The 18879-nt window shown below is 34.2% G+C and carries 11 protein-coding genes and 1 other RNA gene; 5 read left to right on the top strand and 7 right to left on the bottom strand.

Annotated features, from left to right (window positions below; all coding sequences use genetic code 11):
* Nucleotide 1: 1 nt before the first annotated feature.
* From arsC to fumC, 3 genes are all read left to right on the top strand, one after another.
* Entirely contained in the window at nucleotides 2-346 is a 345-nt protein-coding gene (gene arsC / locus AAYQ05_RS05185) for an arsenate reductase (glutaredoxin) (protein ID WP_343541615.1), read from the top strand.
* A 91-nt stretch (nucleotides 347-437) separates the two neighbouring features.
* Nucleotides 438-2942 carry a TonB-dependent receptor gene (locus AAYQ05_RS05180; RefSeq protein ID WP_343541614.1) on the top strand — a complete coding sequence of 835 codons (2505 nt, stop codon included), beginning with the start codon at nucleotides 438-440 and terminating at the stop codon, nucleotides 2940-2942.
* 833 nt (nucleotides 2943-3775) lie between these two features.
* Complete coding sequence (fumC, locus tag AAYQ05_RS05175) at nucleotides 3776-5161, top strand: class II fumarate hydratase (protein WP_343541612.1); 1386 nt, start codon at nucleotides 3776-3778, stop codon at nucleotides 5159-5161.
* Nucleotides 5162-5259: 98 nt separating this feature from the next.
* Here fumC and AAYQ05_RS05170 read toward each other — a convergent pair whose 3' ends face one another.
* Complete coding sequence (locus AAYQ05_RS05170) at nucleotides 5260-6468, bottom strand: NAD(P)-dependent oxidoreductase (RefSeq protein ID WP_343541610.1); 1209 nt, start codon at nucleotides 6466-6468, stop codon at nucleotides 5260-5262.
* A 242-nt stretch (nucleotides 6469-6710) separates the two neighbouring features.
* Between AAYQ05_RS05170 and AAYQ05_RS05165 the strand changes: the two genes are divergently transcribed.
* Nucleotides 6711-7913 carry a serine hydrolase domain-containing protein gene (locus AAYQ05_RS05165; RefSeq protein WP_343541609.1) on the top strand — a complete coding sequence of 401 codons (1203 nt, stop codon included), beginning with the start codon at nucleotides 6711-6713 and terminating at the stop codon, nucleotides 7911-7913.
* A 155-nt stretch (nucleotides 7914-8068) separates the two neighbouring features.
* Nucleotides 8069-8466: a transfer-messenger RNA gene (ssrA, locus tag AAYQ05_RS05160) on the top strand.
* Between the two features lie 103 nt (nucleotides 8467-8569).
* On the opposite strand, the gene AAYQ05_RS05155 is transcribed toward ssrA, so the two are convergent.
* From AAYQ05_RS05155 to AAYQ05_RS05130, 6 genes are all read right to left on the bottom strand, one after another.
* The gene (locus AAYQ05_RS05155; RefSeq protein ID WP_343541608.1) at nucleotides 8570-8932 is read right to left on the bottom strand and encodes a DUF3997 domain-containing protein; all 363 of its coding nucleotides are present in this window, start codon (nucleotides 8930-8932) and stop codon (nucleotides 8570-8572) included.
* Between the two features lie 239 nt (nucleotides 8933-9171).
* Nucleotides 9172-11217 (bottom strand): protein-disulfide reductase DsbD family protein, encoded by a 2046-nt coding sequence (locus tag AAYQ05_RS05150; RefSeq protein WP_343541607.1) that lies wholly within the window; start codon nucleotides 11215-11217, stop codon nucleotides 9172-9174.
* 396 nt (nucleotides 11218-11613) lie between these two features.
* Complete coding sequence (locus tag AAYQ05_RS05145; protein ID WP_343541605.1) at nucleotides 11614-12645, bottom strand: TlpA family protein disulfide reductase; 1032 nt, start codon at nucleotides 12643-12645, stop codon at nucleotides 11614-11616.
* 41 nt (nucleotides 12646-12686) lie between these two features.
* Complete coding sequence (locus AAYQ05_RS05140) at nucleotides 12687-13880, bottom strand: amidohydrolase family protein (RefSeq protein WP_343541603.1); 1194 nt, start codon at nucleotides 13878-13880, stop codon at nucleotides 12687-12689.
* Between the two features lie 125 nt (nucleotides 13881-14005).
* On the bottom strand, nucleotides 14006-15406 hold the full coding sequence (locus AAYQ05_RS05135) for a RagB/SusD family nutrient uptake outer membrane protein (RefSeq protein ID WP_343541602.1): 1401 nt from the start codon (nucleotides 15404-15406) through the stop codon (nucleotides 14006-14008).
* Nucleotides 15407-15500: 94 nt separating this feature from the next.
* Nucleotides 15501-18806: a SusC/RagA family TonB-linked outer membrane protein gene (locus AAYQ05_RS05130; protein ID WP_343541600.1), complete on the bottom strand. Its 3306-nt coding sequence runs from the start codon at nucleotides 18804-18806 to the stop codon at nucleotides 15501-15503.
* Between the last annotated feature and the right edge of the window lie 73 nt (nucleotides 18807-18879).

The raw sequence follows: 18879 nt of genomic DNA, 5'->3' as shown, positions 1-18879 counted from the left end.
AATGATACAAATTTACCATAATCCGAGATGCGGAAAATCGAGAAACTGCCTTGCTTTTATCGAACAATCGAAGCAAGATTTTGAAATTATACCTTACTTAACCGAAACTCCAACTTTTGAACAGCTAAAAACATTGCTAGGACAATTAAATCTTGAACCAATTCAGTTAATCAGAACCAAAGAAAAAATCTGGATCGAAAATTTCAAAGGCAAGACCTTAAGCAATGATGAGATTATCAATGCAATGGTAGAAAACCCTATTTTAATTGAGCGCCCTATTGTTGTAAAAGATGGAAAAGCTATCATTGGTCGAGATCCAGAACTTGTTGTTTCTTTTTTAGATTGATTCTAAAATACCCTCTTAACATTTTTTTGTGATTTCTCTCTTTAAACCAAAAACTACATTTGCCGTCTAAAGAGAAAAAGAAAACCAGAAAATGAAAAAAATCAAATTTGCTGTATTACTTGTATTCTTGTTTACAAGTTTTTACAATTACTCTCAACAAGGTCCGGGCGGCAGACCCAAAGTAAAAGTCACTGGAAAAGTTTTCGAGAAAGTAAGCAAACAACCATTAGAATACGCTACAATTTCGCTTACCAAACCAAATGACACAAAAGTTGTTGCTGGCGGTATTACAAACCCGAAAGGAGAATTTGAAGTTGCAGTCGCGCCGGGAACTTACGATATAAAAGTGGAATTTATTTCATTCAAATCGACTGAAATTAAGCAAAAAAGCATTCAAGATGACACTAATTTAGGTGTCGTAAACCTATCTGAAGATGCTGCACAATTGAACGAAGTTGTAGTTCGTGCCGAAAAATCGACTGTCGAGATCAAACTGGACAAAAAAGTATACAACGTTGGTCAAGATATGATTGTAAAAGGCGGAAGCGTTAGTGACGTTTTAGACAACGTTCCATCTGTTTCGGTTGACACAGAAGGAAATGTAAGTTTAAGAGGAAGCGATAATATTCGTATTTTAATTGACGGAAGACCATCGCAAGCTATAAATATAGCAGAAGCTTTAAGACAGCTTCCTGCAGATGCTATTGATAAAGTAGAAGTAATTACAAATCCATCGGCACGTTATGATGCAGAAGGTGGATCTGGAATTATCAACATCATTCTTAAAAAAGGTAAAAACCAAGGTTTTAACGGAACTTTTATTGCCTCAACCGGTTTACCAGAAACGTATGGCGCAAGTGCCAACTTAAACTATAAAACTGAAAAGTTAAACTATTTTACTACTGCTGGTTACAACTATAGAACTACAGAAGGAGCTGGTAAAACAAATTCAGAATATTTTGATCAAAACAAAGTAACAAAAAGTTATTTAGACGAAGACCGTGATACAAAACGTGTCAGAAACGGATTTAATGGAAGAGCTGGTATTGAATGGACACTGACTCCTTCTACATTTTGGACAAATGCAATCAATTACCAAAAAAACACTGGTGACGATAGAGATTTGATCAATTATTACAACTACGATGCTGCACATAATTATACAGGAACATCGTATCGTTTAAATGACGCAGATACTGGAAGTGAAAACTTTGAGTATACTTCGAACTTTATTAAAAATTTCAATGATAAAGGACATAAACTTACTGCAGATCTTTCTATTTCGAGAAATACAGATGACAGTTATAGCACCATAACAGCTTCACCAAATTTCAATAATACACTAAACGATCAAATACAAAAACAAGTATTATTTCAAGCCGATTATGTTCTTCCATTGGGTAAAGGAGGGCAATTTGAAGCAGGTTACAAAGGAAGTTTTGGAGATTTGAATAATGAATATTATGTAACTACCATCGAAAATAATGTTCCAGTAAAGGATCCTAATTTATCAAACACATTAGAATACAAAGAAAACATCAATGCGCTTTACACTCAATATGGCTTTAAAGTAAATAAATTCTCTTATTTATTTGGCCTAAGATGGGAAGACACAGATATTCATGTTAACTTATTAGACAACAGCAATTTCAATACTAAAAAATACAACAACTTGTTTCCAAGTGCTTTTATTAGTTATGAAATCTCAGATCAAAGCAACTTTTCTGCAAGTTATAGCAAACGTTTGTCTAGACCAAGAGGGCGTTTCATGAACCCTGCTGTAAATTATGCGAGCAACATTAATATCTTTCAAGGAAATCCAGACTTAGACCCATCTTTAACAGATAAATATGATATTGGTTATATTAAAAAATGGGATAAAGTAACCTTCAATACATCTGCCTATTTTGAAGATACAAAAGACGTTTTCAGCTTTGTAAGATCTCCTACTGGTGATTATGTAACTGCTGATGGTGAAGTGGTAACTCCTGCGCCAGGTGAAGTAGTTGATGGTACTCCAGTAATCAAAAGTCAGCCTATTAACTTAGGAAAAGAACAAAAATTTGGTTTCGAATTCACATTCAATTACACTCCATACAAATGGTGGAAATTAAACAGTAACTTCAATTTCTTTAATGTAAAAACTACAGGAGAACACAGTTACGTAGATACACAAGGAAATACTATAGTTCAAAATTTAGACAATCAGGCTACATCTTGGTTTGCAAGAGTAAACTCAAAAGTTACTTTACCATATAAAATTGACTGGCAATTGACAGCAATGTACAACGGAGAGCAAAAAACAGCTCAAGGTAAAAACTTAGGGCAATTCGGAATGAATACTGCTTTAAGTAAAGATGTTATGAAAGATAAAGCTACTATTGCTTTCAACATTAGCGACGTTTTCAATTCCAGAAAAATGAGATCATACACTTATTTAGATGGAGTGACTTCGTATAGTGAATTCCAATTCCGTAAACGTCAATTCAATTTATCCTTCACTTACCGTTTCAATAAACCAAAAAGTGAAAGAGATAAAAATGCGCAGCCAAGAAATGACGGCGGTGGAGACGGCGGTGGAGATTTTCCAGGATAAAGCTTTTTAAATTTCAATATCAAAAATTCCAAATTCCAATTTTTACAATTGGGATTTGGAATTTTTCTTTTTAAGCCTATTTACTTAATTATCCAACTTTGTCAAAGTTTAAAACTTTAACAAAGTTCTAAACACAAAGGATTGGAATTTGGAATTTCAGTATTGGAATTTCTTTTTTTTAGCACAAAAAAAAGAACCCTAGTGGGTTCTTTTCTTATGACATCAATCTAAAATTAAATAGATTGTTCTTCTTGTCTTTTTCTGGCTCTTTTTTCTTTAATCATTTCCCAGCTAGCACCCGTAACCCAGTAAGATACGAAACCAACTAAGAAAAACATTAACCAAAACCCTATAGTTAGTATGGTTAAGAAAAGTAAAAAGCCTAAGTACTGTGAAAATTCAAACATGTTTTCCGGAATTTTTGAATGTTACGACAAATGTAGGGTATATATTTTTTCTCAGCAATAAAATCTAAATCAATTTTCGTTAAATAACATTTATCCGTATATTTATACTCATTTTAAATAAGGCCTTTTTTCCGAATATTATTCAACTGTCTAAATTAGAAGAATATGAGTATTTTAAGGAGCTATTTCCCGCTATCCGCTACAATCTTTTATGTTTTTAAAGAAAAAACATAAAAGGATTTCCACTCCTATCGGGGCTAGAACTCATATTCAAAAGAAATTTGAAAAAACACCAATATAAAAAATCCGTTTTAATCCGCGTTTTTACGAAGTAAATCAGCATTATCCGTGTTCCTTTTAATCTCAAAGATTACAAGCTAAATCCAACAACTCACATTTTACAGATAACATTTTACAAACAACATAATGAAATACAGAATAGAAAAAGACACCATGGGCGAAGTTCAAGTCCCAGCCGATAAATATTGGGGTGCACAAACAGAACGTTCGAGAAATAATTTCAAAATCGGACCAGCGGCATCTATGCCGAAAGAAATCATAGAAGGTTTTGCTTATCTAAAAAAAGCTGCCGCTTATGCCAATTATGATTTAGGCGTTCTGCCAATCGAAAAAAGAGATGCAATTGCAGCAGTTTGCGACGAAATACTTGAAGGGAAGCTAGACGATCAGTTTCCGCTTGTAATCTGGCAGACAGGTTCTGGAACACAAAGCAATATGAATGTAAATGAAGTAATTGCCAACCGAGCTCAAGTTCTTAAAGGTTTTGAAATCGGCGAAGGTGAACAATTCATAAAAGCCAATGACGATGTGAACAAATCGCAATCATCAAACGATACTTTCCCAACCGGAATGCATATTGCAGCTTATAAAATGGTGGTTGAAACTACAATTCCAGGTGTAGAAAAACTTCACGCGACATTAGCAAAAAAAGCCACTGAATTTAAAGACGTTGTCAAAATCGGAAGAACACATTTAATGGATGCTACACCATTAACACTTGGACAAGAAATTTCTGGTTACGCCGCTCAATTAGCCTTCGGATTAAAAGCTTTGAAAAATACTCTAACTCATTTATCTGAAATCGCTCTTGGAGGAACCGCTGTCGGAACTGGATTAAACACCCCAAAAGGATACGATGTAAAAGTTGCTGAATACATTGCAAAATTCACCAAACATCCTTTTGTAACAGCAGAAAACAAGTTTGAAGCACTCGCAGCACACGATGCCATTGTAGAAACACACGGAGCTTTAAAACAATTAGCGGTTTCTTTAAACAAAATCGCTAATGATGTAAGAATGTTGGCTTCTGGTCCGAGATCTGGAATTGGCGAAATCCATATCCCTGAAAATGAACCAGGATCTTCTATTATGCCCGGAAAAGTAAATCCGACACAATGTGAAGCTTTAACCATGGTTTGTGCTCAAGTTATCGGAAACGATATGGCAATTGCCGTTGGAGGTATGCAAGGACATTATGAACTAAATGTTTTCAAACCTGTAATGGCAGCTAACTTTTTACAATCGGCACAATTACTAGGCGATGCTTGTGTTTCTTTTGACGAACATTGCGCTCAAGGGATCGAACCAAATCACAAACGCATCAAAGAATTAGTAAGCAATTCGTTAATGCTCGTTACGGCTTTAAACACAAAAATTGGCTATTACAAAGCAGCAGAAATTGCTCAAACGGCTCATAAAAACGGAACTACTTTAAAAGAAGAAGCCGTTCGTCTAGGTTATGTAACATCAGAAGATTTTGATGCTTGGGTAAAACCTGAAAATATGGTTTGACTTAATTGTGAATTGTGAATTGTTAATTATCATCATTCAGAAAAAAAAAAAGAAGCCTGAAATATCAATTTCAGGCTTTTTAATTTATAATTCACAATTTACAATTCACCATTATCAACATAGTCTTGCAAATAGCTAAATCTTTCTGTCAGTTTTCCGTTTTCTGTGATTTTGGCGCGTTTTAGAATTCCGTCTTTATCTCCGTTAAAGAAAGCAGGAATTACGTGCTCCATAAATTGTTCACCAAAACCTTCGCTCGCGTCTTTTGGAATTTCGCAAGGTAGATTATCTACTGCCATGACCGCAACTGCTGCGGGGTGAAAGAAATCAACTTCACGATCTTCTAATGGAAAATATCCATACAACGGTTCTTCAATTGTTGAAGAACGAACTGTACAAGCAATTGGCCCATTTACATCGCAAGAAATATCGGCTACAACTTTCAATTTACAATCGCTTGCGTTCAGCATTTCTTTAGTTAAAATCATCGGAGCATTGCTCGCATAAAAATGTCCTGCAAAATAGATATCAGAAACTTTAGTGAATCTTTCAAAATCAGATTCATATTCTTCAGGATGATTCACAAAATCTGTAAAATCCAAAACCTGACCGTCTTTTCTTTTATTGTATTCCAAAACATCCAACTGTACATAAACAGCCTGAGCATATTTTTTTGTCAAGTAATTATCGATCGTAATTTCTTTTACTTTTATCGCATCCAAAATTTCTTTTGCTCCGCTCCCAACCTTTCCGGTTCCAGTAACTACAAATTTTAGAGCTGGCATTGTAATACGTTTTAAATGCTTTATTAAATCCTCTTTTCCTGAAAGAGATTCTGCTTTTGGAAGTTTAAACAATTCAAATTTAATTCCGAACGCACGAATTCCGTTGTACACACCAACCATTCCAGCATACTTTCCGAAACCAATTAAACGGTGGTCATGCTCGTTTACAATCGTTTCATGATCGTATAAATCGATATTTTTTTCTAAAATCGCCTGAAGCAGTTTTCTATTATGAGGCTGTTTTTTAATGGTATGAGAAAAAAAGAAATAAGCTTTATTTGGAATCAAATCGTCTACAGGAACTTCTTTTACACCAAACAAAACATCGCAGTCAGATACATCATCAGTAACGGTAATTCCCATATTTTTATAATCGTCATCAGAAAATATTCTGATATCTGAACTTTCAACTTTTACAGAAGCATCATGATAAAGCTGCTTTAGTCTTGTCAATTCATTTGGAGAAAAAACTACTCTCCTATCTGGTGGATTTTTTCTCTCTTTTATGATTCCAAATTTCATTTAATGTGTTTTTTTTAGTATTTAATAATATAACTTTTTTCAATGTATTTGTTTCAAATATAACAAATTTAGTTAAAATTTTGTTTCAAAAATTCTATTTAGAATGTTTTAAAACCGTTAAAAGCTGAAAAACAACCGACTAAAATTTACTTTTCTTAAAAAAAAGTTAAAAAACACAAATTAAAGCCCCAGAACCAAGAATACAACAAAATGGAATTCGATATATTTGTTTTTAAAGAACGATGCAAATGATTTTCCTTAAAAAGACAAAGATACCACAATTACTTTTTTCAATGCTTGTTTTAAGTTCATGTGGTCAAAACAAAACAACAGCAATAGATACTACTCAGACAGTCGAAGATACTTTACCTAAAATGAAACCGTTAGGTGCAGAACCGAAAGTTTCACAGGCTTATAAAAACTCTGTTGTTGGCAGAATAAATCACTTTTACAATAAAAACTGGCCTAATAATACCATGAACGGAAGCTTCTTGGTTGCCAAAAATGGACAGATTTTATTTGAAAGATATAATGGTTTTGCCAATAAAAATGAAGGAACCAAAATAACTCCTGAAACACCTGTACAAATTGCTTCAGTAAGTAAAGTACTAACTGCCACGGCGGTTTTAAAATTGGTCAATGCAGGCAAAATTGACTTAGACCAAAAGGTAAATACTATTCTAAAAACCTTTCCATACGAAGATTGTACCATTAGAATGTTATTAGATCATCGTACAGGAATGCGCAATTATGCTTATTTCACAGATCGTGACAAATCAATCTGGGATAGACACAATCAATTAACAAACAAGGATATCTTAAATATTCTGGCTACAAAAGATATTGGATTAGAATCAAGAACTGGAACACGTTTTAGCTATTGCAATACCAACTACGCAATGCTGGCACTTATTATTGAAAAAATTACAGGTTTGACTTATAAAGAGGCAATGTCTCAAATGATTTTCAAACCACTTGGAATGACCAATACGTATGTTTTTGATGATGATAAAGACAGAAAGAAAATCGTTCCTTCTTATAAAGGAAATGGTGTAGAAATTGGTTTTGATTATCTAGACAACGTTTACGGCGATAAAAATGTTTTTTCTACAGCAAGAGATCTTTTAAAATTTGATCGTGCGAGACAATCGCCAGATTTCTTAAAACCCGAATTATTGAAACAAGTTTATACGGGTTACAGCAACGAACGCAAAGGAACTAAAAATTATGGTCTTGGAATTAGAATGATTAATTGGGAAACAGGACAGAATTTTTATTTCCATAACGGCTGGTGGCACGGAAATACCTCATCTTATATTACTTTGATGAATGAAGGTGTAACCATTATCGCGTTATCTAATAAGATGACCAGAAATACTTATGCGGTTCGTAAACTAGCTCCAGTCTTTGGAGATTATCCTTTTAATTTTAAAGACGAAGAGTAAAATTATAGTCGTAAAGCCGAAAGTCAAAAGTCGTAAAGCCTTAAAAACATTTGCCAATGCTGACTTTGGACTTGGGACTTTCGACTTTAAGACATTTTTTTAAATTTTTAGTAGAAAGTAATTTCAAATACTCTAAATTTGCAGACTTATTTTTTGGGGTCGACTGGTTTTGACAGCAAGTCGAATTGAACAGTAAGCACGTCGAGCATTGAGACCTTGCTCGTAAATATAAGATCTCGAACTTTTACACGGCGAAAATAATTACGCTTTAGCTGCATAATCCGAATCATAGTACGATTGCGCCACGTCTCTACAAGGTAGAGAAGCTGGATTCTCCTGGAAAGCCTTGGTTTGTGGCGTTCCGTTCAGGGGAACCGTAAAAATAAACCTAGATTTCCATGAGCTTCGGGTGGATTTCGAAAATTAAGAAGATAAGTGTTGGGTGGTTGTTTCTGGCCTAGCTCAACATCGAAAATTCAATCAGGAAATAAACGTGTAGAAAGCTCTTTAGTTGCTTGTTTGGACCCGGGTTCGATTCCCGGCGACTCCACAAAAAAGCCTGTAAACTCTTTGTTTACAGGCTTTTTGTTTTTTGGTTGACAATTATCTGCATTATAAATAATTTAACGATGCTTAGCAAACTACCAGACAAAGCTCTAATCAAAATTGATTTCAATACCTAATTTGATTTTCAATTCATTAAAAGATTTCTCATCCAATGGTCCAAAAATTCTACCGCTAAATTTATCAATTATAAAATATCTTAGCACTTTCTCATTTTTAGGCAACTGCATTGCAATGATATAATTATCATCTGATTTAGCATTTTTGACAGTTTCTTTTATGATAATTTCGTCAAATTCGTTTTTAGCACTACTTTTATAAATGATAGCCCCATCGGGATAGCCAATATCTACTGCATCATATTCAGATAAATAATAATAGCCATAGCCAAGATCTGCTTGATCTGCACATCCAACTGTGACTAATAATACTAATAAGTACACAAATTTTCTCATTTTATTTTATGCAACAATTGCTTTTTTTGCATTCATTTTAAAATTCCTTATCGCTTTTGGGCTCTTTAAGATTGAAAATGTATTTTATTCAGTTGACAATAATTTTATAATTAATGATTAAAACTCATTATTAACAAATATAATAATTAGAGTAAAACATGGCGTTTTTATTGAAAAATCACTTATCAACAGTCAAAAAAATAAGAGCCATTAATTTAATACTAAACGCTAGTTATTTTTTATTTAAATTTGCTAATTCCTTTGTTAAGCCATTTTAGATACTCCTCCACATCTGGCGTATAGGCAACTGGATCTACGAGATTATTTTCTTTAGTGTCCATCAATACATAAAATGGTTGCGAATTAGTATTGTATCTAATGGTCTGCATCTCGCTCCATTTCTGCCCAATATATTTTAATTTTTTATCTGGTCGCAATATAGATTCTACCACTTCATTAGAACTAAGTTCACGTTTATCATCTACATAAAGGGAAATTAGAACGACCTTGTTTTTCAAAATCTCCAAAACTTCAGGTTTAGGCCAAACATTTTGTTCCATTTTTCTACAATTCACACATGCCCATCCTGTAAAATCAATCATTATCGGTTTGCCTTCTTTTTTTGCATAAGCCAATCCTTTATCATAATCATCAAACGCCATGATATTGTAAGGAGCAAGAAGATGTGCGCCATCAGGTAAATTCGAAGATGTTTCAGAATTCTCGACTTGCTTTGATCCCCCTACTCCGTAAGGAGATTCACTATACTGCTGCGGAGGAGGAAAAGCACTAATTAAATTTAAAGGAGCTCCCCATAACCCTGGTATCATATAAACTGTAAAAACCAGTACTGCCATTCCCAAAGACAATCTTCCTACAGAAATATTCGACATTAGACTATCATGCGGTAATGTAATTTTTCCAAATAAATATAAAGCCAGCGTAAAGAAGATTACAATCCAAATGGCTAAAAACACTTCTCTTTCCAATAAATGCATTTGGGACACAAGATCTGCCTGCGATAAGAATTTAAAAGCCAGAGCTAATTCTAAAAAACCTAAAACTACTTTCACAGTATTGAGCCATCCGCCTGATTTTGGCAATGAATTCAACCAACCCGGAAATGCTGCAAATAATGTAAAAGGAAGTGCAATAGCAAGCGAAAAACCAAGCATCCCTATTAAAGGTGCAATACCACCTTTAGAAGCTGCATCGACCAATAAAGTTCCGACAATAGGGCCAGTACAAGAAAATGATACAATTGCTAAGGCCAAAGCCATAAAGAAAATCCCAACTAATCCTCCTTTATCTGCCTGTGAGTCAACTTTATTTGCCCATGAACTTGGAAGAACAATTTCAAAAGCTCCCAAAAATGACATTGCAAAAAATACCAGAATCAGAAAGAAAATAATATTGAACCATACATTGGTTGCCAGTGCATTCAAGGCATCTGCTCCAAAAATTCCAGTAACTACTGTTCCAAGAGCGAGATAAATTACGATAATAGAAATTCCATAAATAACTGCATTCCGAATTCCTTGTGATTTGCTTTTACTTCGTTTGGTAAAAAAACTTACTGTCATTGGTATCATTGGAAAAACGCACGGTGTTAATAATGCAGCAAAACCAGAAAGGAAAGCAATAAAAAATACTGCCCATAAATCCTTAGTATCTTTTTGGCTTTTAGACCCGCCTTTTGCAAATTCTGATAACTTTACTACATCCTTTTTATCAGCACTAACCGCCTTAACTGAATCTTTATACGAGGTTTGAGCTGCTTCGGCTATTAGAGTATTTGATTCTTGCTTACCTTCTATTTCCGCCACAGCTTTTTTTTCTGCAGTAGCTGCTACTGGAATTTTAAAAACAAGTTCGGCTTCAGAAGGAGGCAAACAACGTGTATCATCACAAGCCATAAATTCTACAGTAGCTGTGATTGTTCCTATTCTTTGTTTTACTTCTACTTTTTGCTGAAAAACCGCCGTTTTTTCAAAGAATTTAATCGTCATTCCGAAAATTGGATCATTAATAGTCTTTCCGTTTCCTTCAATAACGTTTCCTAATGTTTTTATTTGGTTAAAAATAAAACTTGTTGCAATTGGTCCTCCATCGGGAACCGATTGTGAGTATAGATGCCAACCTGTATCAATAGTTGCGGTGGCAATTAAATTGTACTGATATTCTGACAACTTTTCTACTCTTGTTTTCCATTTTACAGGTTCCACAATTTGTGCTTGAATAATGCAACAGGTAAAAAATAGAAATGCAAATATTATTTTTTTCATTTTTTATTAGATTAAAAGGGCTGCCTGTCACATCAGCCCAATCGTCTTGTATTTTTGCTTACTAATTCAAAACATAAAAGACTATAATACCGTTAAATTTTTTCAATAGTTATGCTGTATTAAATCTATTCAATTTAATACGGACGCTAAAAAATGTAAAGAGGGATTAAATTGTTTAAATTGTTTTTCTTTCAAAGTGCCAGCCTTGATGAGAACCAGTTTATCTAAATCGCCATATTTTTGATAGGCTCATTAAGGTTTACTGCTTCAATATCAGTTACTGGAGTTGCTTCCAATTTTGCCATAAAAAGATAAAAAACTAAGACGATTTTGAAAAATAAGTTAATGCCTCATTGAAATGAATTGTGTTTATCGATTTTTATATCAATTTAAACTTTAGTTAACTCCCATTTCTTTAAGCCATTTACTTATCCCTTCGTCAGATGGTCGTGGCGCATCTGGATCGACAATACAGCCATTCGGATCAAGCAAAATGAATCTCGGAATACCGCTTACCTCATACGCTTTCTCAAAAGAGCTATCGCCATTGCTAAATAACTGCACACCTGTCAATTGAAGATCTGCTACCATTTTTTTCCATTTATCATGATCTTTCACACGATCGGTAGAAATACTTACGAAGCTTATATTTTTATCGTGAAACTCTTTCTCCAAAACTTTAAGAAAAGGTATTTCTTTTTTACAAGGTCCGCACCAAGTAGCCCATAAATCGATATAAACAAACTTCCCTTTTAGATCATCCAAGGATGTTGTGCCTCCATTGAAGTTTTCAAAATTGACAAATTTTGGAGAAACCATTCCTTTTGGCAGAATTTTATCCTGATGCTTTTTCAGTCCAGTAGTCCTATTATATCTATGTACACAGCTTTTTTTAAAATCTTCAAAATCCTTTTCTTCAAGAGCAATAAAAGATGCGTCTAGCCCCTTAGTTTCTTTAAGTATTTTTTGGTAACCAGCAACAATCTCATCTATTTTTTTGACAAATTCATCGTTTTCTAATTTAAATATAGATTTATCTGCAGTTGCTTTTTCAGAATATAAGGCTTTCCTAAACAGATATTTATTTGGTATTTCGCCCTTACCTTTAAAATCCATTGTTTCATCCCATTGTTTGGTATCAAAAGTAATTTTTAAATTGTAACCATTTTTGAGATAAAAAAATCCTTGTTCTTTACCATCAAACATTCCATAAAAACCTTCCTTTACTTTCAATGTGTCAGCAAATGAACCATCTTTATTAACATTGATTCTTTTTATTTTAGTTCTTCCTTTGAATACTAGCAGAGAATCAGAGTTTTTCTCAGTTATTTTTCCAAAAAGACGTACATAATCATTTGAAGCTTTTTGCGCAAAAGTATATAGATTAAAGACAAGGGTTACGATCCCTAAACAATACCATTTTTTCATTATATGTTATAATTTATTTCGTTAATAAGTTTTAGAACTATTTACTTTTTTTCAGTGTAAATAATCCCAGATTTAATGGTCATAAAACCATCTTGCAAGTTTTCGATCTGCTTTACAGGATCTGAATTTGTGATATAAAGATCTGCTCGTTTTCCAATAGCTATAACACCTCTATCCGCCACACCAATACTTTCTGCCCCTATTATTGTGGCACTTATTAGAGCATCTTTATTGGTAAAACCACAGTCGTCTGTGAGAATCTTTATTTCTTTGAATAATGGAACAACATGATCTTTTTCAAATAAATAAGGCCAATCTGTTCCAGCAGATACTTTAACTCCAAGTTCATGAGCTCTTTTGGTTACTGTTACACCCGCATAGAGTTTATTATTGTTTCCAATATAATTGGTAGCATCCAATATAACGTTGTTGTTTTTCATTAGCAGTAAGAGCTTATCGAGTTTTTTTTCATCAATAACTGGTCTTTTAGATCGATTCATTTCTTCAACAGCAGAATCATAAGGAATATCAAACGCATGAGACATGCTGTTTACTTTTGCGTTGGCAATATCAGTAGGCGTTGCAGGAAAAACTGCAGCATGGCTCCAACTTTGCAATCCCTGAAGTCTTGCCTCTTTTACAATTTTTCTAACAAGATCTGAGGTCAAGTCCGAATATATTTTAATTCCGGTAACCCCTGCTCCTTTCGCTTCTGCAACGGCAATTTTAATATCGGTTTTCTCCGTAATAGTTTGTTCCCAAGGGCTATCGTTTTTATCCTTATTATATTTTCTCACTACATCAAAATAGCCAGATCCTCCAAACTGAGCTGCATAAAAAATGGACGGAGCTGGGAGTTGATTAAGGCTGCTGGCACGTTTATAGTCTGCAAGAATAATTGCATTTCCAGTCATGTCTCTTACAGAGGTAATTCCCGCATAAATCATTTTAGAAAGCTGATCCTCCATATATTTACAATTTTTTGCCCTGTCTGGATCTGGTGCTGTAGCTAGATGAACGTGTGAATCAATTAGGCCAGGCATCACATATTTTCCACTAATATCAATTAGAGTAGCCTCTGGATATTTGGCAAGATCATCAGTGTATAAAATGTCTTTGATCTTATCCCCTTCTATTATAATATTCCCTTTCTTGTTATCAAATTTATTATCATAGATAAATCCGTTTTTAAGAATAGTAATTTTTAGGTTTACTTTAGTTTGCGAATACCCCATAAGTATTGTACAGACTAAACACCAACAAATAAGCAGTTGTTTTTTCTTCATTTTTTAAGATGTATATTTTTATGTAATTAAGAGCCCACTTTATTTAAATAGAAATGTGGGCTCTAAAATGTGTTTTAGTATCCAGGGTTTTGTGGAATTCCCGAACGATCAATTTCTGTTTGTGGAATTGGTAAAGCAAATCGATCTGCTTTTGGCGCTAAACCGCCGCCACCAACTCTAGTGAAACCTAAACCAAGTCTTTTTAAATCTGTGAATCTGAATCCTTCAAATGCCAGTTCCCTTCTGCGTTCGTTTAGGATTTCTTTATTTAAATCTGCTCCTGAAAAATCCCCCAAACCTCTGGCGCTTCTAAGTTTGTTCAGATTCGCCAATGCTGCAGCACTGTTATTTTCCTGCAAATAAGATTCTGCCAATATGAGGTACATTTCTGGTACTCTTATTAATTTAAGATCGATGTTTCCCGGATCAAATGTTGCTGCGTTTGTTGTTCTCGTTCCAGCCTGTTTCTTTGGAAAATAGCTTCCTTTGACTGTAGGATGTGTTTTAAAATATACTGAGAATCGGAGATCTTTATTCTGATCGTACAGACTTATCAAATCATTTGATACTGAATAAGGATAACTTGACATTACTGGAATAGCAAAAATTCCTGCAGTATATTGTACCTCATTATTTTCAAATCGAATTCTAAACATAATCTCGCCAGAATCATCCTTATCCCATTCTTTTTGAAGTGCAGCAAGAGTAGTATCTAATTTGTATCTGGTATCTGTCAGGGCTAAATTAGCATATACAATAGCATTTTTGTAATCGCCTGTTTCGTGATACACACGTGCCAGCAATGCATAAATAGCTGTTTTGGATATTCTATAAGAGTTAACCACATTGGTAGTAAGAGGTACGGCTTCATTTAAATCGGCCAGAATGTAGTTGATAACTTCAGCCGAAGTATTGCGGGGTTTAATATCTAAAAGCGCATCCGTTTCAAATCGGTACGGTACCGCCAATGCAGTTTTATTGATGTTGTAAGCCGGAGCATAAAAGCGATATAAATTATAATATAAAAGTGCTCTTATGCCTAATGCTTCGCCTAAAAAAGCATTTTTATTGGCAAGTGTACTTTTTCTGGCTTGTCTAATTATAGTATTTACATTGTTGAGAGCTTGATATGATATCTTCCAAAATCCTTCGATATTCCCTGTCGTACTGGTATAAGCGAGCGGATAAATATTTTCTAAACTGCCATCAAAAGAATAGTCCTTTGAATTGGATGATCCTACCACATCATCGCTGATGGCTTCCGGAATACTATAAATTCCGTGAGAATAACCGAAAAAATCTTGTTTCATCACCCCGTAAACGCCATCTAGAGCACTTCTAAAACCTCCATCTGTCTGAAAAAGGGTTTCAGGCGACAATTCATCTAAGGGTTCTTTATTTATAATATCATCAGTACAAGCACTTAAAAAAGTAACTAGTACTGTGGCAAAGAATAATTTTATATTTGTTTTCATCTATACTATTGTTTTTATCTGTCCTGTAGAATTTGATTTTCCACTTGTTTTATATGCCTTTTTATATAAATGTGCATGTAGACCTTTCGCTTTCTTAGAAATTAACATTCATCCCAAATGAATATCCTCTGACGATAGAAGAAGAAAGTCCAATACCGCCTGCTGCAGTAGCATATTCAGGATCAATATAACTGACAGCTGATTTAGTGAAAAGATTTTGTCCCTGAAGAAAAAATCGAAGACGCTCTACTCCAATTTTTTTTGCAACTTCTTTGTCAATAGAATATCCAATCATAATATTTTTCAATTTTATATAACTGGCATTTTCAAGAAATTGAGACGATGCTTTATAATCAGATACCATTGATGCTGTTGGTCTTACTAAGTACACTTGTCTTATTGCTAAATCGGACTGGTCGCCCGGATTTTTCCATGCGTTAGCTGCATTAACATGTTGATTGAATGCGGGATTATTGTATAAATTATACACTCCTTCATTTAACACATAATGTCCTGCGGCATACGAAATCAAAAAGGACATATCTAGATTTTTATACTTAAAAGTGTTCGTTACCCCCCCATAATACTTAGGAATCGAAGTTTTATTAATAATTTGTCTAAGATTATTAATTTCCGTAGTGTTCGAATTGGTTCTGTTAGTATTAAAATCTACCAATTTTCCATCTGCTGCTCGGTATTGATTGAAGCCTGTTGCTGGATTTACTCCTGCCCAATCCACAATATAAAAAGACCTTATAGCACTTCCTGCCTTAAAAACAGTAGATCCCGAGTTTGATAAAATATCTTTGTCGTCTGATAAGGATAAAACCGTTCCTTTATTATTAGCAAAATTAAAATCCGTAGTCCATGTAAAATTCTGATTTTTAACATTTACACTGTGCAGGCTAATTTCTATACCTTCATTTCTGAAATCACCAATATTAGAAACAAGTTCTGAGAAACCTGAAGCTAGCGATATTGGCTTATTGTTCAACAGGTCTTTTGTAGTTCTAACATAATAATCAACTGCTCCACTGATTCGATTATTAAAGAAACCGTAATCGATACCAACATTCACATTAAAATTTTTCTCCCAAGTTAAATCTTCATTTTCACCTCTGGTTAGATATGGAGCCGTACTTCCTGCATAGGTAACTTGACTTCTATAACCATACAATGATTGAGAAGCAAAATCGCCAATAAAGTCGTTGCCAGAAGTTCCAACACTAGCTCTCAATTTTAAGGAACTTACTGTTTTATTTCCATTAAGTAAATCTTTATGCACATCCCATGAAGACCCTACAGACCAGAAATTGGCATATTTATTATTGTTTCCAAAACGAGAAGAACCATCTCTCCTGAATGAAAGTGAAAAGTTGTAACTATTATTGAAGGTATAATTTAGTCGGGAAAAATAAGAGAGAGAACCAGCTTGAGATTTTCGCTCTGTGATTGTACCAACGGTTTTCGCAGCACTTATTGTCTGGACAGCATCAGAACTAAAATCCTTTGCTGTAACAGAAAAACTGTTGGTCTCACTCTCGTTTACTTCATACCCCATAACCATATCGAATGCATGTTTTTGAAATGTATGTGCTAAAGTAGCGGTCAGTGTTCCAGTGTAGTTGTTACTGTCACCCGTATTGTAAGTAAGTGCACCTCCATTAACGATTACATTTTCATAACTATTGCCTTTAGAAGTATTGAAATTAGCTCCCAAAATACCATTTAAAGTTAACCATTTTACTGGTAAATAGGTAAGATTTGCACTTCCGCCGATATTTTTTCGGTTGTTATTCGCATTCGTATTATCTCTTACAAATATTGGATTGTAAGGAACTCCAGTAGAATTACCAACATCCAATAATCGCAATGAATTTCCAGCATCATCTTTAATTGCCAACCAAGGATTTAAAAGAAATGCATTTGAAAAAGGTGATCCCACTATACGCTTATCTTCCTCATTTACGTTTCCAAAATTTCCTGAAAATCCCACTTTTAGTTTTCTATTTAAATCATAATCTACACGCATTGACACCGTATACCTTTTATAATGCCCACCAAAAATATTATCGACGTTGTTGTAGGTAAGCGAAGTGTAATAATTTGCCTTGTCTGAACCGCCTGAAAAAGAAATATCATTTTCACGGTTTATTTCGTTAGTCAGTAATAAACCTGCCCAATTTAAATCCTGACCAGAAGCTCTTCTTTTTTGAAGTAAAGCAGGGTTCGTTTTATAGAAGCCCAATGACTCTTCAAAATCAAGCTTTTGAGATGCATTCATTAAGTCATTGGTAAAAGACTGATCTGCATATTTGACTCCTAAACGGCTGTTAAAAGCAACCCTTAGTTTCGTGTTTCTGGTACCTCTTTTTGTAGTCACAATAAGAACTCCATTTGTTCCTTTAGATCCATAAATAGAAGTCGCAGCAGCATCTTTCAGAATACTAATATCCTGTATATCGGCTGCATTTAACATAAATGCATCTAAACCAGTTCTTGGCATCTGAACACCGTCTACCACAATCAATGGCTCTGTACTGGCACTTATTGAGCCCACACCTCGCAACAACATGGTTGGCGGTGAATCTGGAGAAGAAAAACTTTCTTGAACAAACAAACCAGGAACTACACCAATCAAAGCATCGGCAAATGATACATTTTGGGTATTCTGCAATACTTTCGTATCCAGTTTTGTTACAGCACCTGTAATTTTATCACGGGTCATTTTTCCATATCCTACTAAAACGAGCTCATTTAACTCATTTGCAGTTGGCTCAAGAGTAACGTTAAGTACTATCTGATCTTTAATTTTGATTTTTTTTACAGCAAATCCTAAAAAACTAAAACTCACCACATCGCCTTCATTTGCCATTATTTGATATTTTCCCTCAAAATCCGTGACTGTACCCAGCTTGTTATCGTTTACCAGAATTGTTGCTCCAATTATTGGCAGCCCCATATTATCTGTAACTATTCCAGAGATTTTTCTTTGGTTAATTACCTGACTGCTTCCATTAACAGATGAAGCAGGAGCCTTTTGATTTAATGCAATAACAATCAATTTGTTATTTACAAATTCTGCTTTGTAGTTATCACCAATCAACTCTTTTATAACTGCCATTACATCAGCATTATTTACTGCGATATTCACCAATCTTCGTGAATCAAAAACGTCATCACTATAAAAAAATTCTATATTGGTCTTTTTGGTAATTGTCTTTAAAACAGATGCTATTGGCTTATTTTTTACGTTTATAGTTATCTTTTGTGCAGAAGCGAAAGCAACTATATTGAAAAGAAATATTGATAATATTATGGATTTCCTCATAATGCTAAGAAAATTATCCCAAAGCGCGGATTTTACCCCACAATCTTTTGCGGATAGGTTTTTTTTCATACTTTTAAAATGTTTTGGTTGGTTAATTGATTTCGAACTCTTTTTTTCGACTGAACAAATACTAGCCGGGAAA

It is taken from the genome of Flavobacterium movens (genome assembly GCF_039581425.1).
Classification (GTDB): Bacteria; Bacteroidota; Bacteroidia; order Flavobacteriales; family Flavobacteriaceae; genus Flavobacterium; species Flavobacterium luteolum.
This window is presented reverse-complemented; position numbering and strand designations above follow the sequence as displayed.